Annotated in this window: 19 protein-coding genes and 1 pseudogene; 8 read left to right on the forward strand and 12 right to left on the reverse strand. The window is 74.3% G+C overall.

From position 1 onward, the window contains the following. Positions 1-26: 26 nt before the first annotated feature. A complete protein-coding gene (locus QA634_RS05500; RefSeq protein WP_012331052.1) occupies positions 27-878 on the reverse strand; it encodes a chorismate mutase in 852 nt (283 codons plus the stop codon). Between the two features lie 176 nt (positions 879-1,054). Between QA634_RS05500 and metX the strand changes: the two genes are divergently transcribed. Further along, positions 1,055-2,227 (forward strand): homoserine O-acetyltransferase MetX, encoded by a 1,173-nt coding sequence (gene metX, locus QA634_RS05505; protein ID WP_043702076.1) that lies wholly within the window; start codon positions 1,055-1,057, stop codon positions 2,225-2,227. Next, a complete protein-coding gene (gene metW, locus QA634_RS05510) occupies positions 2,224-2,886 on the forward strand; it encodes a methionine biosynthesis protein MetW (RefSeq protein WP_012331054.1) in 663 nt (220 codons plus the stop codon). The genes metX and metW overlap by 4 nt, the downstream gene beginning before the upstream one ends. Positions 2,887-3,109: 223 nt before the next feature. Here the strand turns inward: metW and QA634_RS05515 are convergent, their stop codons facing one another. Further along, on the reverse strand, positions 3,110-3,691 hold the full coding sequence (locus QA634_RS05515; protein ID WP_012331055.1) for a DUF2239 family protein: 582 nt from the start codon (positions 3,689-3,691) through the stop codon (positions 3,110-3,112). Between the two features lie 88 nt (positions 3,692-3,779). On the opposite strand from QA634_RS05515, the gene QA634_RS05520 reads away from it, so the two are divergent. Continuing rightward, positions 3,780-5,195: a DHA2 family efflux MFS transporter permease subunit gene (locus tag QA634_RS05520; protein ID WP_012331056.1), complete on the forward strand. Its 1,416-nt coding sequence runs from the start codon at positions 3,780-3,782 to the stop codon at positions 5,193-5,195. A gap of 162 nt (positions 5,196-5,357) precedes the next feature. Continuing rightward, positions 5,358-5,654 (forward strand): hypothetical protein, encoded by a 297-nt coding sequence (locus tag QA634_RS05525; protein WP_012331057.1) that lies wholly within the window; start codon positions 5,358-5,360, stop codon positions 5,652-5,654. Positions 5,655-5,687: 33 nt separating this feature from the next. On the opposite strand, the gene gshB is transcribed toward QA634_RS05525, so the two are convergent. Together gshB and QA634_RS05535 are read right to left on the reverse strand one after the other, a co-directional pair. After that, complete coding sequence (gene gshB / locus QA634_RS05530; protein WP_012331058.1) at positions 5,688-6,641, reverse strand: glutathione synthase; 954 nt, start codon at positions 6,639-6,641, stop codon at positions 5,688-5,690. 158 nt (positions 6,642-6,799) lie between these two features. Continuing rightward, positions 6,800-7,357 (reverse strand): YcgN family cysteine cluster protein, encoded by a 558-nt coding sequence (locus QA634_RS05535; RefSeq protein WP_150108580.1) that lies wholly within the window; start codon positions 7,355-7,357, stop codon positions 6,800-6,802. A 264-nt stretch (positions 7,358-7,621) separates the two neighbouring features. Between QA634_RS05535 and QA634_RS05540 the strand changes: the two genes are divergently transcribed. Genes QA634_RS05540 through QA634_RS05550 form a run of 3 tightly spaced genes read left to right on the forward strand, consistent with a single transcriptional unit; the run spans position 7,622 to position 11,188 of the window. After that, positions 7,622-9,853: a transglycosylase domain-containing protein gene (locus QA634_RS05540; protein ID WP_012331060.1), complete on the forward strand. Its 2,232-nt coding sequence runs from the start codon at positions 7,622-7,624 to the stop codon at positions 9,851-9,853. A 4-nt stretch (positions 9,854-9,857) separates the two neighbouring features. Next, on the forward strand, positions 9,858-10,610 hold the full coding sequence (locus QA634_RS05545) for a DUF1214 domain-containing protein (RefSeq protein ID WP_012331061.1): 753 nt from the start codon (positions 9,858-9,860) through the stop codon (positions 10,608-10,610). Then, complete coding sequence (locus QA634_RS05550; protein ID WP_012331062.1) at positions 10,607-11,188, forward strand: DUF1254 domain-containing protein; 582 nt, start codon at positions 10,607-10,609, stop codon at positions 11,186-11,188. Before QA634_RS05545 ends, QA634_RS05550 begins: the two co-directional genes overlap by 4 nt. Positions 11,189-11,230: 42 nt before the next feature. Here the strand turns inward: QA634_RS05550 and QA634_RS05555 are convergent, their stop codons facing one another. Continuing rightward, the gene (locus QA634_RS05555) at positions 11,231-12,013 is read right to left on the reverse strand and encodes a hypothetical protein (protein WP_012331063.1); all 783 of its coding nucleotides are present in this window, start codon (positions 12,011-12,013) and stop codon (positions 11,231-11,233) included. 7 nt (positions 12,014-12,020) lie between these two features. Continuing rightward, the gene (locus QA634_RS05560) at positions 12,021-12,218 is read right to left on the reverse strand and encodes a hypothetical protein (RefSeq protein ID WP_012331064.1); all 198 of its coding nucleotides are present in this window, start codon (positions 12,216-12,218) and stop codon (positions 12,021-12,023) included. A 266-nt stretch (positions 12,219-12,484) separates the two neighbouring features. On the opposite strand from QA634_RS05560, the gene QA634_RS05565 reads away from it, so the two are divergent. After that, the gene (locus QA634_RS05565; RefSeq protein ID WP_012331065.1) at positions 12,485-13,606 is read left to right on the forward strand and encodes a DUF2336 domain-containing protein; all 1,122 of its coding nucleotides are present in this window, start codon (positions 12,485-12,487) and stop codon (positions 13,604-13,606) included. Between the two features lie 32 nt (positions 13,607-13,638). Here QA634_RS05565 and QA634_RS05570 read toward each other — a convergent pair whose 3' ends face one another. From QA634_RS05570 to QA634_RS05595, 6 genes and pseudogenes are all read right to left on the reverse strand, one after another. Then, on the reverse strand, positions 13,639-13,983 hold the full coding sequence (locus QA634_RS05570; RefSeq protein WP_012331066.1) for a DUF1491 family protein: 345 nt from the start codon (positions 13,981-13,983) through the stop codon (positions 13,639-13,641). A gap of 88 nt (positions 13,984-14,071) precedes the next feature. Next, entirely contained in the window at positions 14,072-14,911 is an 840-nt protein-coding gene (locus QA634_RS05575) for a peptidoglycan-binding domain-containing protein (RefSeq protein ID WP_012331067.1), read from the reverse strand. 264 nt (positions 14,912-15,175) lie between these two features. Then, positions 15,176-16,327: an autotransporter outer membrane beta-barrel domain-containing protein gene (locus QA634_RS05580; protein ID WP_341850694.1), complete on the reverse strand. Its 1,152-nt coding sequence runs from the start codon at positions 16,325-16,327 to the stop codon at positions 15,176-15,178. Positions 16,328-16,445: 118 nt separating this feature from the next. Beyond that, positions 16,446-18,365 (reverse strand): annotated as a pseudogene (locus QA634_RS05585) (phosphatase PAP2 family protein); the annotation flags it as partial. A 247-nt stretch (positions 18,366-18,612) separates the two neighbouring features. After that, entirely contained in the window at positions 18,613-19,098 is a 486-nt protein-coding gene (locus QA634_RS05590; RefSeq protein WP_012331069.1) for a potassium channel family protein, read from the reverse strand. 59 nt (positions 19,099-19,157) lie between these two features. Then, positions 19,158-19,901, reverse strand: coding sequence for an SCO family protein (locus QA634_RS05595; protein WP_012331070.1), 744 nt, complete (start codon positions 19,899-19,901; stop codon positions 19,158-19,160). Position 19,902 lies beyond the last annotated feature (1 nt).

Genomic DNA, 19,902 nt, shown 5'->3' on the forward strand with positions numbered 1-19,902 from the left:
GGCCGCAGGGCCTCGCGGAGGCGGGCTCAGGCGCGCGTTCCCTCGACCCGGAACCGGGCCGCGTGGCTCCCCACCTCGTCGAGGCGGGCGGGCGGCGCGCCGCAGGCCGCCAGGGCGTCCCGCAGGGTCTCGGGATCGACCGCGCCCGGCAGCGCGAGGAGCTGGCCGAGGCCGCCGCGCAGGCCGGCGCTCGCCACCACCTCGGCCCCGAGCTCCGCCAGCACCGCCTCGGCGCCCTCCCGCCAGCGCTCGAAGCGGGCGGCGTAGAGCACCCAGTCGCGCTGGGCCGCGCTCGGATCGTCGAGGGGACGGGCGATCACGAAGACCGGGGTGCCTGCCGGATGGCCCGGCCGCTCGATAAAGGGCAGGCGCGCGATCACCTTCGGGCTTCCCTCTCCGGCGAGCCCCTCCCACCAGGGCCCGGCGGTGACGCCCTGGTCGAGGCGGAAGATGCCGAGGTCGCCGCGGGAATCCGCCACCGCGGCGATCACCGCCTTGGCGCTCGGATGCGGCCGGTAGGGCACCGTGAAGCCGAAGTGGAAGCGGGCCGAATCGCGCATCGGCGCGTCGCCGCCCGAGACGTCCGCGTGCACCGCGAAGGGCGCCTGCACGTACGTGAAGGTGGCGATGATGACCCGCCAGATCCCCTCGACCGTGTCGAGGGGCAGGAGCCCCGCGTGGCGCTCGGCGATGGCCCGCATCATCGAGGCCTCCCGGCCCGGCCGGAAGGCCGAGCCCGAGGCGCCGGTGCGCTTGACCGCGATCAGCCGGTCGATGATGCGCCCGCGCTCCATCAGCAGGTCGTGCATGGCCGCGTCGATGCGGTCGATCTCGGCGCGCAACGCCGCGAGATCGGCGGTGGGGGCGGGGGAGGTCATGTGGGATCGGGCATCCGGGGAGACATCGCGCCGTCTTACGACCGCCCCGCCCCGCCCGTCACCCTCGATTGACGGACGGCCGCGAAGGTCCTAACTCAAGCGTCCGGCGAAACGAATTTTCTGGCCGCTTTATCGTCCGCAACCGGCGGATGCTGCTTGGAAGGCCCTTCGCGATCATGGCCATCTCCGCCCTGAGACCCGGCGCCGAGACCGCCTCGCAGGCCGTGGAGCCCGCGAGTCCCGTGGCCCAGTTCGGGCTCGACGCGCCGCTGGCGATGGATGCGGGCGTGGCCCTCGCCCCCTGGCAGATCGCCTACCAGACCGTCGGCCGGCTGAACGCCGCGCGCAGCAACGCGGTGCTGGTCTGCCATGCCCTGACCGGCGACCAGCACGTGGCGAGCCGCCACCCGCTCACCGGCAAGCCCGGCTGGTGGGAGACCGTGGTGGGGCCGGGCAAGCCCGTCGACACCGACCGCTACTTCGTGATCTGCGCCAACGTGGTCGGCTCCTGCATGGGCACGACCGGGCCGGCCTCGATCAACCCGGCGACCGGCCACCCCTACGGGCTCGACTTCCCCCTGGTCACCATCCGCGACATGGTGCGGGGCCAGGCGATGCTCCTCGACCGGCTCGGCATCCCCGACCTGTTCCTGTGCATCGGCGGCTCGATGGGCGGCATGCAGGTGCTGCAATGGGCGGCGAGCTACCCCGAGCGGGTCTTCGCCGCCATGCCGATCGCGACGGGCGCGCGCCACTCGGCCCAGAACATCGCCTTCCACGAGGTCGGCCGCCAGGCGGTGATGGCGGATCCCGCCTGGCACGGCGGGCGCTACCTCGACGTCGGCACGCGGCCCGCCAAGGGGCTCGCGGTGGCGCGGATGGGCGCGCACATCACCTACCTGTCGGAGCCGGCCCTGCACCGCAAGTTCGGCCGCCGCTTCCAGGACCGCGACGCGCCGACCTTCTCGTTCGACGCCGATTTCCAGATCGAGAGCTACCTGCGCCACCAGGGCATCAGCTTCGTCGAGCGCTTCGACGCCAACGCCTACCTGTATCTCACCCGCGCGATGGACTATTTCGACCTCGCCGCCGACCATGGCGGGGTGCTGGCGAACGCCTTCCGGGGCAGCCGCACGCGCTTCTGCGTGATGTCCTTCACCTCCGACTGGCTGTTCCCGACGCCCGACTCGCGGGCGATCGTGCACGCGCTCAACGCGGCGGCGGCGCGGGTCGCCTTCGTGGAGGTGGAGAGCGACAAGGGGCACGACGCCTTCCTGCTCGACGAGCCGGCGATGTTCGCGGCCGCCTGCGGCTTCATCGCCGCCGCCGCCCGGGAGCGCGGCCTGTGAGCGCCGCCGCCGCGCCGCTCGCCCCCGCGGGCCTGCCCGAGGAGCCCGGCCTCGCCGCCGCCCGGGCCGACCACCGCGTCGTGCTCGGCCTCGTCGAGGCCGGGGTGCGGGTGCTCGACGTCGGCTGCGGGGACGGCTCGCTGCTGGCGCTGCTGCGCGACCGCCGCGGCGTCGACGGGCGGGGCATCGAGCTCTCCCGCGAGGGGGTGAATGCCTGCCTCGCCCGCGGCCTCCCGGTGATCCAGGGCGACGCCGATACCGACCTCGCCGACTACCCGGACGACGCCTTCGACTACGTCATCCTCTCGCAGACGATCCAGGCGACGCGCCAGCCCAAGGTCGTGCTGGAGCACCTGCTGCGCATCGGCCGGCGGGCCATCGTCTCCTTCCCGAATTTCGGGCATTGGCGCATCCGGGCCGAGCTGCTGATGCGCGGGCGCATGCCCGTCAACGACTACCTGCCGGACGCGTGGTACGAGACGCCCAACATCCATCACTGCACGATCCGCGACTTCGTGGGCCTGTGCCACCTGGTCGGTGCCCGGATCGAGCGCGCCTCGGCCCTCGACGCCGAGGGGGAGCCGATGCGCTTCTCCCTGCCCTGGTGGATCTGGAACCTCGTCGGCGCGCAGGGCATCTTCCTGCTGCGGCGGGGCTGAGGCGGCCCTTCGGCGCGCTCGGCAGAATTGCGTGCGCCGACGTCATCGTCACCGCCGGACCGGTGATCCGGGATCCGCTTGGTCGAAGCGGATCCTGTATCCCAAGCCCGCGCGGCGCCTGAGCGAAGACGACATCCGCGTTGCCGAAACGGGAGATGGCGAAGCCATCAACCGGATGTCGGACGACCCTCGCGGCGAACGATGCCGGGACGGGCGTCGCGCCTCATCCCCCTGCGTCGGCACCGCCTTGCGCGAAGGCCGGCGCGGCGAGCCCGCGGGCGTGGTCGCGGAGCGCCTCCGGCCAGCTCTCCGTCAGCGCCCGGAAGCGCGCCCCGTCGCCCGCGTAGAGCGCCCGCGACGCCTCCTCGTAGCCCGGGGCGTCGCCCAGCATCGCGCCCATGAAGCGGTCGGCGGCCTCCCGGGCCTGCCGCACCCGCTCGCGCCCGGCCCCCTCCGCCCGGGCCGCGTCGACGAGCCGGCGCAGGGCCGCCGAGGCGCCCCCCGGCTGGGCGGCCAGCCAGTCCCAGTGCCGGGGCAGCAGCGTGACCTCCCGGGCCACGACCCCGAGCTTCGGCCGCCCGGCCTGCCGCGGCGGGGGCGCGGGTGCGAGCCGGGCCAGGATCTCCGCGTCGCTGCCGCGCAGGTCGAGGTCGATCACCCGCCCGGTCCGGTCGTCGAAGACGTGAACCGGCGCGCCGCCCTCCCGTTGGTGAGCGGCCTTGACGGCGAGCGCAACCTCACGGATTGCGCCCGACGCCAGCCGGCGCTCCCCCTGGAACGCCGTGCAGTCCGACCCTGATTCCATCGCCGGATCCTCCTCGGCGGGGAGATATCACCCGGATGATATCCTCCGTCAATATCATCCGGGTCAAATTCGCGAGGCTCCGAGCCCGATGCGCCCTGCCCGGATCGTCCCCCTGGTCGTCGCCACGGCCCTGTTCATGGAGAACACGGATTCGACCGTGATCGCGACCTCGCTCCCGGCGATCGCGGCGGATCTGGGCGAGGACCCGATCGCCCTGAAGCTCGCCCTCACCTCCTACCTGGTGAGCCTCGCGATCTTCATCCCGGTCAGCGGCTGGATGGCGGACCGGTTCGGGGCGCGCACGGTCTTCCGCCTCGCGCTCGCCGTGTTCATGGGCGGCTCGCTCGCCTGCGCGGCGGCCGATTCCCTCGGCTGGTTCGTGGGCGCGCGCTTCCTGCAGGGCATGGGCGGGGCCATGATGGTGCCGGTGGGGCGGCTCGTGCTCCTGCGCAGCGTGCCGAAGGCGGAACTCGTCCAGGCGCTCGCCACCCTGACGATCCCGGCCCTGGTCGGCCCGGTGATCGGCCCGCCGCTCGGCGGCCTCATCACCACGACCCTGAACTGGCGCTGGATCTTCTTCATCAACCTGCCGATCGGCCTCGCCGGCATCCTGCTGGCGACCCGCTACTTCGCCGACCTGCGCGAGGCCGAGCGCCCGCCCCTCGACGGGGTCGGCTTCGTGCTCTCGGGGGCCGGGCTCGCCAGCCTGATGCTCGGCCTGGCCTCGGGCGGGCGCCACCTCCTGCCCGCTTCCGTGTCGTGGGGCTGCGTCGGGGCCGGGCTCGCGCTGCTCGCGCTCTATTGCGGCCATGCGCGCCGCACCGCCCACCCGCTGATCCGCCTCGACCTGATGGGCTACCCGACCTTCCGGGCGGCGATCACCGGCGGCAGCCTGTTCCGCATCGGCACCGGGGCGATCCCCTTCCTGCTGCCGCTGATGCTGCAGCTCGGGTTCGGGCTCGACCCGCTGCATTCGGGCCTGCTCACCTTCGCGGCGGCCGCGGGGGCGCTGTTCATGAAGACCCTGGCGGCCCGCATCCTGCGGTCCCTCGGCTTCCGCACGGTGCTGACGGTGAACGCCGTTCTGGCCGCCTGCCTGCTCGCCGCGAACGGCCTGTTCACTCCCTCGACCCCGCACGCGCTGATCGTGGCGGTGCTGCTGATCGGCGGCTGCTTCCGCTCGCTGCAATTCACCGCCGTCAACGCCATCGCGTACGCGGACGTGGATTCGCGCGACATGAGCGCGGCGACGAGCCTCGCCAGCGTGGCCCAGCAGCTCTCCCTCAGCATCGGGGTGGCGTTCGGGGCCTTCGCGCTCGAGAGCGCCGCGCAGTGGCACGGGCGCGCCTCCGTGCGGTCGGAGGATTTCTGGCCGGCCTTCCTGGCGGTGGCGCTCGTCTCGGGCCTGTCGGCCTTCGCCTTCGCGCGCCTCGCCCCGACCGCCGGGGCCGAGGTCTCGGGCCACCGCCGCGTCACCGCGCGGCCGGCCGCGGACGCGACCTGAGCTGCGCGGCCGACGCAGGGTTGCACCGGCCCTCGCCGCCCACTTTCAGCACCCATTCAGTCACGCTTCCCTACAAGGATCGTCGTCGCGACGGCGGGAGATCTCTCCCGGGCAAACGCCGCGATTTCCATTCTCAATCATGCGAGATCGAGGGGATCGGCCATGAAGCGCATCGTCTCCGCCTGTGTGGCTGCCGCAACCCTGGCCGGCATGGTGACGGCGGGCGCGTCTCCGGCGCAGGCCGGCGGCTGGCGGGCGGGCCCGGCGATCGCGCTCGGCGCCATCGGCGGCCTCGCCCTCGGCAGCGCGATCGCGGCGGGCTCGCGTCCCGCCTACGGCTACGCGCCGGCCTACGGGCCGGCACCGGTCTACGTGGAGCCCGACTGCTACGTCGTGCGCCGCCGCGTCGTGGACGAGTTCGGCGACGTCTACCTCCGCCGCGTGCGCGTCTGCGAGTGAGCGGGGCGCGGGTCCGGGGCGGCGTGCCGCCCCTCAGCCCCCGCCCGCCGCCCGCTTCGCCTCGATCGCGTCCCACACCGCCACCGCGAGGTCGGGGCCGCCGAGGCGCTTGATGGCCCGGATGCCGGTGGGAGAGGTCACGTTGATCTCGGTCAGGTGGCCGTCGATCACGTCGATCCCGACCAGGATCAGGCCCCGCCGCCGCAATTCGGGGCCGATCGCCGCGCAGATCTCGCGCTCGCGGGTGGTCAGCGCGGTCGCCCCGCCGGTTCCGCCCCGCACCATGTTCGAGCGGATGTCGTTGCGCGCCGGCACCCGGTTCACGGCGCCGAGGGGCTCGCCGTCGACCAGGATGATGCGCTTGTCCCCCTCCGAGATCCGGGGCAGGAAGCGCTGGATCACCCAGGCCTCGCGGAAGGTCTGGGAGAAGAGGTCGAAGATCGAGCCGAAATTCGGGTCGTCCGGCGTCACCCGCAGCACCGCCGCGCCGCCGTGCCCGTGCAGGGGCTTCATCACCACGCTGCCGTGCTCGGCCCGGAACTCCTCGATCTCCTGCCTGTCGCGGGAGATCAGGGTCGGGGGCATCAGGTCCGGGAAATGCGTGACGAAGAGCTTCTCGGGGGCGTTGCGCACCTCGAAGGGGTTGTTCACCACGAGCGTCGCCGGGTGGACGCGCTCCAGGAGATGCGTCGCCGTGATGTAGGCGAGGTCGAAGGGCGGGTCCTGGCGCATCAGCACCACGTCGAGATCCGCGAGGTCGACGCGCTCCGGGCTGCCGAGCGCGGCGTGCGCGCCCTCGACATCCTGCACCCGCAGCGCCTCGGCGCGGGCCGTGACCCGCCCGTCGCGCATCGAGAGCCGGTCGGGCGTGTAGTGCAGCAGGGTGTGGCCGCGCGCCTGCGCTTCGAGGAGAAGCGCGAAGGTGGTGTCGCCCGCGATGCGGATGCTCTGGATCGGGTCCATCTGGACCGCGACGGTCAAGGCCATGGGAAGGCGCCTCCGGTCGGCGGCGTTATCGGGCGCGCCCGTCCTCCTGGCAACGGGGCGCGAAAAAACGCCCCGCTCCGGGAGGAGCGGGGCGTGAGATCAGGGAGGAAACGTCATGGTGACCCGATCGGCCATGCAAACCGCGTGCCGAAATCCCGTCAGGCCTGCGGATCCTCGGCCGGCCAGCCGACGATCCGGTCGAGGAGTTCGTCCGTCTCGAACTCCTCCTCGGTGCCGCTGACGCGCCCGCGCACCGAGATCCCGGCCTCGTGCACGGTGGCCCGGCTGCCGGAGACCAGGGGGTGCCACCAGGGCAGGTCGCGGCCCTCCCGGACGAGGCGGTAGGCGCAGGTCGGCGGCAGCCAGGGCAGGCGGCGCACCGCCTCCGGCGTCAGGCGCACGCAATCCGGCACCCGGCTCTGGCGCCGCGCATAGTCGCGGCAGCGGCAGGCGCCGATGTCGAGGAGCGTGCAGGCCACGTCCGTGTGGTGGATCTCGCCGGTATCCTCGTCCTCGAGCTTGAGCAGGCAGCAGCGCCCGCAGCCGTCGCAGAGGCTCTCCCATTCCGGCGCGGTCATCGCCTCCAGGCTCTTCGTGCGCCAGAACGGCGCGGCGGGGTCGCTCCCGGGCGGCGCGGAAAGCGGCGGGGCGGCCTTGCGTTTGTCGGCCTTGAGGTCGGCGGCCTTGGGTTTGGCGGCCTTGGGTTTGGCGGCCAAGGGCAGATCCTTCGTCGGGGGCGGGGCTTCCCTCTGCCGCAGCCGGGCCTCCCGCACAAGCGCGGCCGCCCCTGCGCAGTCCTGCGACCTCGCGCCCCGGCGCGTCCGGGCGCAGGATCCGCGAGGGATCCGGGGCGCCGCCGCGGCGTTGCCGCAGGGCGCCAGCGCGGCCGTTTCCGAAACCCGGCCTCGCGATCCGCGTCGAGTTTGGGTACACCTCACCGTCCGGCCCGCTGACCGGCCGGGCCGCCAAGGACATCCGCCGTGCCGCTGAACCGGCTTGCCTCGCTCTGGACGCGCCTCAATCGCGCCGCCCTCGGATTCGACGCCTGGGTGAATGCGAGCCTCTACGAGGGCGGCGCCGGGCTCGGCGAATCCTATTCCCGCTTCTCCGACGCGATGCGGCGGCGCTTCACCGTGCGGGGCGTCAAGCGCCTGATCCTCGACCTGTCGAGCGAGGCGGTGACCCTCACCCTCGGCGGCGCCGTCGTCATGGTCACCCTGGCCCAGCCCGCCTTCAACCAGACCAGCGAGAACTGGCTGAAGGCCCAGGACCTCGCCGTCACCTTCCTCGACCGCTACGGGACCGAGGTCGGCCGGCGCGGCATCAAGCACGACGATTCCCTGCGCATCGACGAGTTCCCGGACATCCTGGTCAAGGCCCTGATCTCGACCGAGGACCGCCGCTTCTACGACCATCTCGGCATCGACCCGATCGGCACCCTGCGGGCGCTCACGGTGAATGCCCGCGGCGGCGGCCACGTCCAGGGCGGCTCCTCGCTGACCCAGCAGCTCGCCAAGAACCTCTTCCTGACCAACGAGCGCACCCTCCAGCGCAAGATCAACGAGGCCTTCCTGGCCCTCTGGCTGGAATGGCACCTCACCAAGAACGAGATCCTGAAGCTCTACCTCGACCGGGCCTATATGGGGGGCGGCACGTTTGGGGCGGCGGCCGCCGCCGACTATTATTTCGGCAAGAACCTCAAGGACATCTCGCTGGCCGAGGCGGCCATGCTGGCGGGCCTGTTCAAGGCGCCGACGAAGTACGCGCCGCACGTGAACCTGCCGGCCGCCCGCGCCCGCGCCGCGGACGTGCTGCACAACATGGTCGAGGCCGGCTACCTCACCGAGGGCCAGATCCAGTCCGCCCTGCGCAACCCGGCGACGCCGGTGACGCGCTCGCGCGACATCAGCGCCGACTACTACCTCGACTGGGCCTTCAACGAGGTGAAGCGCCTCGCCGACGAGGGCAAGCTCAAGCGGGAGCGGGTGCTCGTCGTCAAGACGCCCCTCGACCTGTCGATCCAGCGGCGGGCCGATCAGGCCGTCGAGAACATCCTGCGCCAGTTCGGCGACGCCTTCGACGTCGAGCAGGCCGCCCTCGTCACCATGGACCCGGACGGGGGCGTGCGGGCGATGGTGGGCGGCGCCGATTACGGCCAGAGCCAGTTCAACCGCGCCACCGACGCGCTGCGCCAGCCGGGCTCGTCCTTCAAGCCCTACGTCTACGCGGCGGGGCTCTCCACCGGCCTGTGGCGGCCCGACAGCAAGGTGGTGGATTCCCCGGTCTGCATCGGCAATTGGTGCCCGGCCAATTACGGCCGCTCCTTCGCCGGCACGGTGCCGCTCTGGGTCGCGGTCGCGAAGTCGATCAACACGATCCCGGTCAAGTTCTCGATCGCCATGGGCAAGGCGACGGGCGAGACGCACGAGGCGCGGGCCGCCAAGCTCGGCCGGGCCAAGATCATCGACACCGCCCACCGGATGGGCATCACCAGCAACCTCGTCGATTCGGTCTCCCTGCCGATCGGCTCGGCCGAGGTGACGGTGATCGACCAGGCGGCCGGCTACGCGGTCTTCGCCAACGGCGGCAAGCGCGCCAAGCCCTACGCCGCCGTGGAGATCCGCACCTCCGCCGGCGAGGTGATCTACCGCCACGACACGAGCGAGCCGCCCCCCGAGCAGGTGCTCTCGACCCGCGTCGTGGCCGACATGAACTTCATGCTCAACAAGGTCGTGGAGGAGGGCACCGGCCGCAAGGCGCAGGTCGAGGGCGTGAAGACCGCCGGCAAGTCCGGCACCACGAACGCCTACCGGGACGCGTGGTTCGTCGGCTACACGGGCAACCTCGTGACCGCGGTCTGGTACGGGAACGACGACCATTCCTCGAGCAAGAACATGACCGGCGGCTCGCTGCCCGCCATGACCTTCCACGAGGTGATGGCGCCGGCCCACCAGGGGATCGAACTCAAGCCGCTGCCCGGCTTCGAGGGCGACAAGCCGGGCGCGGTCGCCGCGAAGGCCCCGGCCCCGGCCCCGCCGCCCGGCGCGCCTCCCGGCACGATCTCGCGGCGCTCCTTCGAGGTGCTCGGCGGCATCGGCAGCCTGTTCCGCGCCGTCGAGCCCGCGCCCGGCCGCTCCGCCATGCGGGAGGTGACCGCACCCGGCAGCGTCGCCGAGGGCGGCCGCCCGGCCGGACGGCTCGTCACGCGCTGACCGGGTGCTGACCTCGCCCCCGCACCTGCGCTACACGCAGCCGATGCAGCCGTCGCGAACAGCCCGGGTGCCGGCGGAGTGGTCCGCCCGCGCCGCCCCGCTCCGCCCCGCCCTCGCCCGGGCGCGCAGCGCCCTGCGGCGCTCGGGCCTCGATCCCCGCCGGACCGGGACCGTGGGACTCGTGGTCTACGCCCTCGCGCTCGGCGGCGGCCTGGGGCTCGCCAGCGCCAATTGGGCGACGCGCGGGCGCTACCCCTTCGGCGGCGTCGCGCTGAACGCCTGGACGGCGTGGCCGCGCATCGGCTCGCGCGACGCGGACCCCTACGTGCGGGCGATCCACGCCCGCACCGGCGAGATCCCGATCGCGCTCGGCGAGGGGCTGCTGCTCACCGCCCGGGAGGACGATGCGGGCCAGCGCCTCTCGCCCGGCTGCAGCTACCGGATCGCCGGGGCGACGCCGCCGGCCCGGGCCTGGACGCTCACCGCCGAGCGCCGCCGGCCCGCCGCCGCGCCCGCGGCGGAGGGGCCCGTGCCGCGGCGCGGCTTCACCTCGACGGAGGTGCTGCGCGACCAATCCGGGCGCTTCGCCATCACCCTGTCGCCCTCGGTCCAGCCCGGCAACTGGCTGCCGACCCCGCCCGGGGAGGGCGCCCTGCGCCTGGTCCTGCGGCTCTACGACACGCCGGTCGCGGCGAGCACCGGCGTGCTCGAGCGCGAGGGCGTCCCCTCGATCACGCGCCTGGGCTGCGACGGATGACCCCCTTCGGCCGCTTCCTCATCGCGACGCTGTCCGGGCTGGTGCTGGCGGGCATCGTCCACATCGCGGTGGTGCTGGCGATCCCCGCCCTGTCGGCCCGGGACGCCCTCTCGCGCACCCGCGCCACGCTCAGCAACGACACCTCGGTGCTGATCCACGCCGCCGAACTGAGCGGCCCGCCCGAGGCGGCGGAGGGATGGCTGCCGCCGCAGGACCCGGCGGTGGCGGTGGGCGTCTGCGCCTACGACCTCGACGACGGGCCGGTGCGGATCTCGGCCGAGACCGGCCCGCTCTTCGAATCCCTCTCGGTGCACGGCCGCGGCAGCGCCTTCTACGCCATCACCGACCAGGCCGCCGTGAAGGGCAACATCGAACTCGTGGTGATGACCCAGCGCCAGTTCGACGAGGCGCTGGCCAACGCGGACGAGGACGAGCGCAACCGCGACGTCCGCATCGTGGCGCCGAGCCGCCAGGGCTTCGTGGTGGTGCGGGTGCTCGCCGCCCTGCCGAGCCAGCAGGCGCTGGCCAACGCGGCCGCGCGCTCGGTCTCCTGCACCATCGACGGGCCGGACGAGTGATCCGCCGGCCCGGGGCGCCGCGTCGGGGCGCCGCGGCCTCCGTCAGCCCTTGGTCACCAGCACCGCCTCGGTCCCCTCCCCGGGCGCGAGGCCGCAGCGCGCCTCGGCGTCCACCGGCAGGAGCGGGTCGAGCAGCCGGCGGCGGGCGGCCAGGAAGGCGAGCACGCGCTCGGCGCCGACCGCCTCCTCGTCCGGCACCGCCACCAGCAGGTGCTCCAGGGCGTAGCGGTAGCCCTCCTCGCGCAGGCGCGCCTCGCGGCGGACCCAGGCGACGAGGCAGCGATTCTCCGCCACCCGCAGGGCCGCGCTGCGCACGTCCGCGTCGTTGAGGGTGCGGATGAAGGGCAGGCTGCGCAGGCGCGTGAGATCGGCCCGCATCACCCGCGACGCCGTCTCGGCGAAGGCCGGGAGCAGGCGCCCGTCCGCCGCGGCGTCGTCCGAGAGGCGGCGGTAGCGGGAGACGGGCGAGCGCGCCTCCTCCGCCATCAGCGCGTCGAAATACGCCGAGGGCGCGGCGGGGCGCCACTCCGCCGGAAGCAGCCGGGCGCGGGTGAGGTCGGCGAGCGCCGCCTCGAAGGCGAAGGGATCGCGGGCCGGCATCAGGTAGCGCCACGCCCGGTCGCGCAGGACCTTCTCGTCCTCCGTGAAGGGAAACGGCGAGGCCGGCGCGCCGCGGTCGCGGGCCGCGAGCGCGCCGGCCGCGTCGACGAGGCTGTTCCAGGCCGTGGGAGCCGGGCGGCCGAGATCGCCCTGCTGCACGCAGGAGGCGATGAGCGGCAGGGCGGCGAGCAGGATCGGGCGGCGCAGGAGGCCGCGCGGCCCCATCCGCGCGTCAGCCCCGCTTGCGGGCGTCGCTGCCCGCGGGCGGGCAGGCGAGCGGGGCGGGATCGGGCATCCGTTCATAGCGCACCCCGGTGAAGAGCAGGACGGTGGCGCCCGGGTGCTCGGCGGCGTCCGGCCGGCGGGCGGGCCGGGCCGAGGCCCTCAGGGGCACGATCTTCCCCGTGACGCGATGCTCCGGACCGCTCATTGCCGCCTCCCAAACCCGACGACCCTCCGAGAACCGCCGTGCGGGACGGCGGCGCGCTGATCGCTTCCTCATGACGCGGCGTGGTTAACGAGAGGTTTCGGGACGGGGTCCGGACCCCCCTCGCCCGTAAACCGTCCGTCACTGCGTCCCGGCGGCATCCCCGCTTTCCCCAGCCCCGGCGCCCGCCCCTCCCGACAGGCTTAAGCGTCGCTTTACAGGGCCGGCCCTAGGGTCGGGGCCTTCGTATTGCGTAGCCGATCCGCCCGATGTCACGTCCCGCCGTCGACGCCCTGCCGGACCTCTCCGGCCTCCTCGAACTGGCGCAGGACCGCCGGCTCGACATGAAGCCCGTGCTGCTGCGGGTCCAGACGGACCTCTTCCGGGCCGCGCCCGTCCGGGATCCGGGCACGATCCGGGCCTTCGAGGCCCTGGCCTGCGGGCTGATCCCGACCGTGGATGCCGCTACGGCGGCGCTGGTCGCCGAGAAGCTCGCGCCGCTCGCGGACACGCCCGAGAGCGTGCTGCGGCTCCTCGCCGCCCACGGGGGCGAGGCGCGGGACGCCGTGCTGCGGCTGAGCCCGGTCCTGTCGACCGACCTCCTCGACGCCGCCGAGAACGGACCGGCCCTCGACGCGGTGATCGCCCGGCGCGGCGACCTCAGCCGCGCGCTGATCGAGGACCTCACCCTGCGGGAGGATCCGGCCGTCGACCTCGCCCTGGCGGGCAACCGGGGGGCGCGGCTCGACGGGCCGGCCCTGGCGCGCCTCGTCGCCCGCGCCCGGACGCGGCCGGACCTCGCGGCCGCCCTCGTCGCCCGCGACGACCTGCCGGCGGTCGACCTCGCCCCGCTCTACCTCGACGCGCCGACCGGCCTGCGGGCGCGGATCCGCGAGGGGGTGGCGGCCCGCGCCGCCCTGCGGCCCCTCGCCAGGCCGGCGCCGCGCGGCCTCGGGGAGGCCCTCAAGACCTTCGCGCTGCGCGGCGCGCGGGAGCGGGCGGAGGCGGAGCTCTCCGCCGCCCTCGGCTTCGCGGGCGTCGCCTGGGACTTCGCCGCGCCGCGCCGCCACGACCTCCTCGCCCTCGCGCTCAGGGCCGCCGGGCTGAGCGAGGAGGAGGCCGTGTTCCTGTTCCTGCGGCTCGATCCCGAGATCGGCCGCTCGGTCGAGGCGGTCTTCGCCCTGGCGAACCTGTTCCGCACGACGCTTCCCGCCACCGCCCGCGACCTCCTCGCGGCCATCCTCGGCGAGGAGCCGGCCGAGCGCGTCGCGGGCCCCGAGCAGCACCGGCCCCATCACGGCCCGGCCTCGCCGCGGCTGCGCCCGGCCGCGCCGGCCCTGCGCCCGGCCCTGCCCGAGCGCGTCCGGCGCTCGCAGACGAGGAGCGAGTAGGCGGGGGGCGCCGCGCGGGCGGCGGGCCGCCCTCAGCCCTTGGCGAGGTCGAGGAAGTGGCGGCCCTGCGGGTCGTCGATCTCGATGATCCAGAGGTCGGGGTCGAAGCGCATCTCCTTGGTGAGGCGGGTCTCGACGTCGGGGGGCATCGCCTCGGTCATCAGCGCCTCGAAGCGCCGCACGCCGTCGTCGTCCGCGGCGAACAGGGCCTGGGGCGCCGGGCCGTAGAGGTCGGCGCGGCCGTCGAGCCGATCCACCTTGACGAAGATCGCCCCGGCCTCCGGCGCGCCCCGCCGCCGCTGCACCGCGCTCACGCCCTCGACCGCGCAGCGGCGCAGGTGGGCGGCGACGAAGAAATCGGAGCGAAGGCGTGCCATCCGCGAGTCTCCCGGCCGGACCGCCCCTGCTACACAGGCCGGACCGCCGGGCCAACCGGGTCCGGGCGGCGCGGCGCCCCGCCGCCGCTCAGTCCGGCTTGAGGCCCGAGCGGCTCGCGAGTTCCTTTAGGGTGCGGGAGGCCACCTCCGGCGAGCCGGGCAGGCGGCGCTCGCGCTCGAACCGGGCGATGGCCGCCCGGGTGGCCGGGCCGGCGCGGCCGTCGACGGCGAGCGGGCCGTAGCCGAGCTTCACCAGGGCCTTCTGGGCGAAGGCGACCTGCGGGTCGGGGTGCGGCGCCTCGCCCCGGTCCGGGCCGGCCGGCCTCCGCGCCGCCGGCTTGGCCTCGGCCGCCCGGGTTTCCGGGGCGCGGAGAGCCGCGAGCTTGGCGGAGGCGGCCGGCGCCGCCTCTCCCCTCGGTCGCGGCGGGGGCGGCGGCAGGGAGGCGAGGGATTTCTGGCTGCCGGAGGCGGGCCGCGGCGGCGCGTCGTGCGGGGCGACCGAGGCGGTGACCTGCGCGTCGCCGCGGAGGATCTCGCCGATGCCGTCCTGCGGCGCCTCGGCGGGGTGCGGGGCGGGGCGCGGCGGGCGGGCGTCGGGCTTGGCCGCGGACTTGGTCGGGGCGTTGGCCGGGGATTTGGCCGGAGCCTGGGCGAAGAGGGGAGCGGGATGCCGGCCGTTCTGGAAGCTGAGGGCGTTCACCGCCACGGCGGCCGTGGCGGCGAGGGTCAGCAGCCCGCCGGCGATGGCGGCCGGATGGCGCAGCAGCGCCTCGAACCGGCCGCGCGGGCCCCCGGCCTCCGGCAGCGCCGCGGGCGCGGCGGCGGGCCGCCGGACCCGTGGCGCCGCGCCAGGCGGGCGCGGCACCGGCCGCGCCTCGGGCACGATCGTCAGGTCCGGGTCGCGGGGCCGGGCGGGCGCCTCGGGCATCGCCTCTCCTGCGCTGGAGCAATCCGGGCAGGAGGGTACGCGCGCACCCGTCTCGAATGTCCTAATCCCAAAAGCCCGGGATGCTGACGCACCGGGCCGTCGGCCCTCTCGAACCGTCGACACCGCGCCGAAGGCTTGGCGCGAGAGATGGCTTGGCGCGAGAAATGGCTTGGCGCGGAAGACGGCTTGGCGGCGATGCGAGAACGGAACCAGCGGTCATGAGAGATGACCGCTGGGATGACCCGCGGGCTCCGGGGTGGAGGCTCAGAACCGGTAGGTGAAGCCGCCCTTCACGGCGTGGTCCTGCGCCCGCGGCCCGACCTGCCCCGTGTAGGACACGTCGAGCGTCGCCCGCTCCGAGAGCCGCAGCGAGAGGCCGGCCCGCGCCAGGAGGGCGTCGCGGTCGATCGGGATGCCCGCCGTGACGAAGCCCGGCGCCGTCCCGAAGGCGAGCAGCGCGGTCGGCACCACGTCCCCGAAGGCCCGGCGATAGCCGAGCAGCCCGTGCAGGATCACCGGCGCGCCGAAGCCCAGGTCGAGGCCCGTCTGCGCCCGCATGCCCGCCGTCAGCGTCGGGATCTCCGCCGTCCGGGCGGCGCCGGTGAGGGCCCCCACCCCGCCGGTCTCCGCGAAGCGGTCGCGGTCGATGCTCACGGAGGCGCCACCCACGAAGGGCTCGATGAAGGTCGGGATGGGCGCGAGCGGATCCTTGCCCGCGACGGACGGCGCGCCGCCCAGCACGATCCTGTAGCCGATCTCGCCGAAGCCCTGCACCGTCGCGCCGCCGTAGCGCGCCGCCTCGGTCTCGGCCACGCCCGGGAAGGTCACGCTGCGGCGCGTGCGCAGGCTGTCCCCGGCATAGACCGCCCCGAGGCGCAGCGCGAACGGACCCGCCTCGTAGCCGCCGTACACGCCCCCGAAGCCGCTCTCGATCGTGCCCGACTGCACCCGGCCGGGCGTGTCGAGGCTCGTCGTCGTGTAGCCGCCCGCGACGCCGAGCGTGAGCCCGTTCCCCAGCCGCAGGTCGGCGCCGAGCACGAAGCCGGCCGTGTCGCGGCTCACCGCCACGGCGTTCCCGTCGCTGCGCGCCTCGCCGAAGGAGCCGAAGCCCTGGCCCCAGAGGCCGAAGACCCGCGGGTCGAGCACCCGGACCGGCACGGGCGCCGCCGGGGCGGCCCGCCCGGGCAGGTCGGCCGTGTAACTGGCCGGCAGGCTGCCGTAGTCGCGCACGCCCGCCTCGCCCCGGCGCAGGCGGTCGAGGATCGCCTCCCGCACGAAGAAGGCGGTCTCGGAGGCGGCGGAGACGCTGCTCGCGTGGATGTCGCCGCTGAGGGCCTGGAAGGCGCCGACCGCCTCCGGCGTGGTCAGCCCGACGGTGCGGGCCGTGACGGCGCTCGCCCCGCCGCTCGCCTGGATGCCGTTCGCCGCGGCGGCCTGGTTTGCGGGTCCGGGCCACTGCCGCGAAGGGAACGTCGTTGCGGGTGAGCGTCAGGTCGACCTCGTTCGCCTGGTAGCGCAGGGTCGGGGTGAGGAAGGCGAAGTTGGCGGTGACGCCCGCGAAGCTGCCGCTCACCCCGCCGCCCGCCGTCAGGATCGGGTAGAGGGTGCGCGGGGCGTAGGTGCCGGCCTGGGCCAGAACCGCGACGGTGCCCCCGGCGAGGGCGGCGGTGCCGGTGGCGGCGAGGCGGTCGGCCTGCCCGGCCGCGTTGGCCTCGACCCGGTAGGTCGAGCCGGCCGCGAAGGCGACGGTCCCGGCGACGGTCAGGGTGCCGATCGAGGTGCCGGGCGCCACGGTGCCGCCGGCCTGGGCCACGATCCCGCCGACCGTGCCGGTGCCGCCGAGGAGGCCGCCGGCTCCGACCGTGACCGGCCCGCCGATCACGCCGTTCGCGTAGAGGGCGCCGGTATCGCCGATCGTCACCGCGGTGGTGAGGCGGTCGGCCGGGTCCATGCGCAGCGTGCCGACCACGTTGTCGAAGTATCCGGCGGCCGCGTAGAGGTCGAGGCGCGCCCAGTAGCTGAGCGGCTGCCCGTAGAAGGCTGCGAGCGCGGTGGTCTCGGTGTTGACCAGGATCTGGTTGATCGTGGCGGTGGCGAGGTTCCCGGAGAGGCCGCCATTCGGCGCGAGCGTCGCGGCCGCGCCGGTGCCGCCGTAGAGGGGCGCGAGGAGGATCGCGGCGTCCGGCCCGCCCGCCGGGGCCTGCTCGCGGGGCGCTTGGTCGAACGGGAGGGTGGGCAGGCCGTAGGTCAGGCGGGACTGGTAGAGCGCCTGATTGGCGGCCGAGGGCAGGTAGGGGGTGTTGGTCGTGTTGGCGGCGCCGGCGGCGCAGGCCGCCACGGAGGCGCCGCACTGGGCCGCGAGGTAGCCCTGGAGCTCGCCCTGGGCGCGCGTGAACAGGCCCGGCAGGTTCATCGCCAAGCCGGTGGTCGCGGCGTTGGCGACGTAGGCCGGGTTGGTGAAGGCCTGGGCGAGGTCGTAGGCCGAGAAGGCCCGCGACGCGACGATGTCGAGCGGGTAGTGGACGCCCAGCACGATGCGGCTGTCCGCGTATTCGGCGGCCCGGGACAGCATGCTGCGGTATTGCTGCGGCACCAGCATGGCGAGCAGGATTCCGTCCGTAAAGGCGTACTGCGTGTGCCCGCTCGGGAAGGACGGGTTGGTGGCGATGCCGTTGAGCGCCGTCGGGTCGAAGATCGCGTAGCGGCCGGGCGCGACCTGGATCGGCCGCGAACTGCCGTAGACGTCCTGGCCGGCCTGGGTGTTCGTCACCCCGTAGGCGAGGTCGTAGACGCTGTCGCGGGTGTTCGGCAGGCCGTTCAGGGTGGGCAGGGTGGAGCCCGCCGGCGCGACGGCCGGGACCGGCACGTAGTTCGCGGGCGTCGTGCCCGGGTTCGTGGCGGCGCCGTTCGCGAAGTAGTTCTTGGCGACGCCGAGATCGGTGCCCATCACCGAGTAGGCCGTGTTGAGCAGGGCGAAGGTCGCGGCGAGCGGACCCGTCGTGGCGGTGCTCGCCCGGATGCCGGCCTGGTAGAGGCTGCCGAGCTGCGGGCCGAGACCGCCGACCGGCTGGACCGGGTTCAGCGTGCCCGCGCCCTGGACCGCCTGGAGCGGCAGGCCGCCCGCGAGATTGTCGGCCGGCCCGAGAGTGACCGTCGTGCCGTTGGCGAGGGTGATGGCGGTGACGAAGGCCGCGCTGCCCGGCAGCGCCTTGTCGCTGATCGCGAGCTGCCTCTGCGCCGTCGTCGCGTTCTGGTTCTGCGCGATCGCCTGCGAGAGGTTGAGCTGAAGCGTCTGCCGGCCGACCGGGGTGCTGGCGAGCGACAGGAAGGGCGCCAGCAGGTTCAGCACGTTGACGTTGGCCGGCGTCGTGTTGACGGCCTGGGCCCGCGCCGCCCCGACTCCCATGATGGCCGTGATCACGGCCGCAAGCGAGACACCCGACAGGAACCTCATCCGGCTTCCCCAAAGTCATTCTGAGCGATGCTCTCGGCCGGGATGGTTAAGGTGCGGCAACGCGCGGGTCGCCGTCATAATCCGTCATAATTTCTGCCGCATCCGGACCGTGTCCGAACTGCCACGACTCGCGATGAGCCGGCGAAATATCTTTGTTTCGAATTGGTATCTCGGCATCCGCGGCGCTCGCCCGCGCGTTCTCCGCCCCGTGCGGTCGAGCAAGGCTGGCGCGATCGGGACCCCTGGGTCAGGGTTCCGCCCCGGGCGGGAGCAGGCGCGCCCGCGCGGCCCGGTGGGCCCGCCCCTTGCCGTGGAGGGGCCAGTAGCGCTCCATGGCCAGGTAGGTGAAGGAGGCCGACCAGCCGATCAGCAGGAGCCCGTTCAGGGCCTCGACCCCGGCGAGCAGCCGCGTGTGCGAGGCCGGAATATGGTCTCCGAAGCCGAGCGACGTGTAGGTGACCACCGAGAAGTAGAGGCAATCCTCGAACGAGGTGACCGGGACGCCCGCGAAGGCCCCGTGGCCGAGCCGCAGGACGAGCAGCCAGTACATCCCGGCGTAGATCCAGACCGCGATGGTGTGGCCCACGAAGGCGGCCAGCACCACGACCAGGATGCGGGCGCGCGGCGGCACCGGGAGGTCGGACAGGTGCTCGGAGGTGAGCCGCAGCACCTCGTAGAGCACCAGGATCGTGGCGACCACGAGGACGATGCTGGCGGTGATGGCGACGAGCATCCGGCAAGAATGCGGGCATCTTGGGCTGCCCGTCATTGACCTTGCTCAACCCGGCCGCATCATTGGCGGGCGGGTTGCGGCCCCTGCCCCGACCGCGCCTCCGCCGGGGCGGTCCCGTCGGCTCCCCCGGGTCCGGCCTCCTCCAGCAGCAGGGTTCGGACGTCGTTCAGGACGAGGGCCGGCTCGAAGAAGTCGAGGCTGTAGATGTTGCGGATGCGCCCCCGCCGGTCGATCAGGAAGGCGCGGAGGAGGTGGCCGAGCGCGCCGCCGGGGCGGCGGTCGAGCCGCTGGTCGTAGGCAGCGAGGATCGGCGCGAGGGCGTCCCGGTCGGGCGCCGTGAGGAAGGCCCAGGCGGGCGCCGCCGGGTCCGAGGAGCGCCACGCGGCCGCGAAGGCGCGCATCACCTCCGGCGTGTCGTGCTCCGGGTCGAAGCTCAGCGTGACGAGGCGCATCCGCCGCGACAGGTCCGCGTCCGCCGCGGCGAGGTCCTGCAGCCGGGCCATGTCGGCGCTGGCCAGGGGGCAGAGGTCGCCGCAGCGCGTGTAGATCAGGGCGAGCACGGTCGCGCGGCCGCGCAGCGCGTCCCGCAGCAGGTCCAGGCGGCGGCCGGTCTCGTCCAGCACGACGCCCCCGGCCGCCGGCCGGATCGGGGGCAGGCGGTAGCTCCCGGCCGGCGGCACCGGGAAGGAGGGGCCGGCCGCGGCGCCGGGCGCGGGCGGGTGGCCCTCGTGGGCCGCCGCGCCGAAGGCGGGCACCGCGACGGCGAGCGCCGCGGCGAGGAGCGGGAGCGCCGCCGGTCGCATC

This window comes from Methylobacterium sp. CB376, assembly GCF_029714205.1.
Taxonomy (GTDB): Bacteria; Pseudomonadota; Alphaproteobacteria; order Rhizobiales; family Beijerinckiaceae; genus Methylobacterium.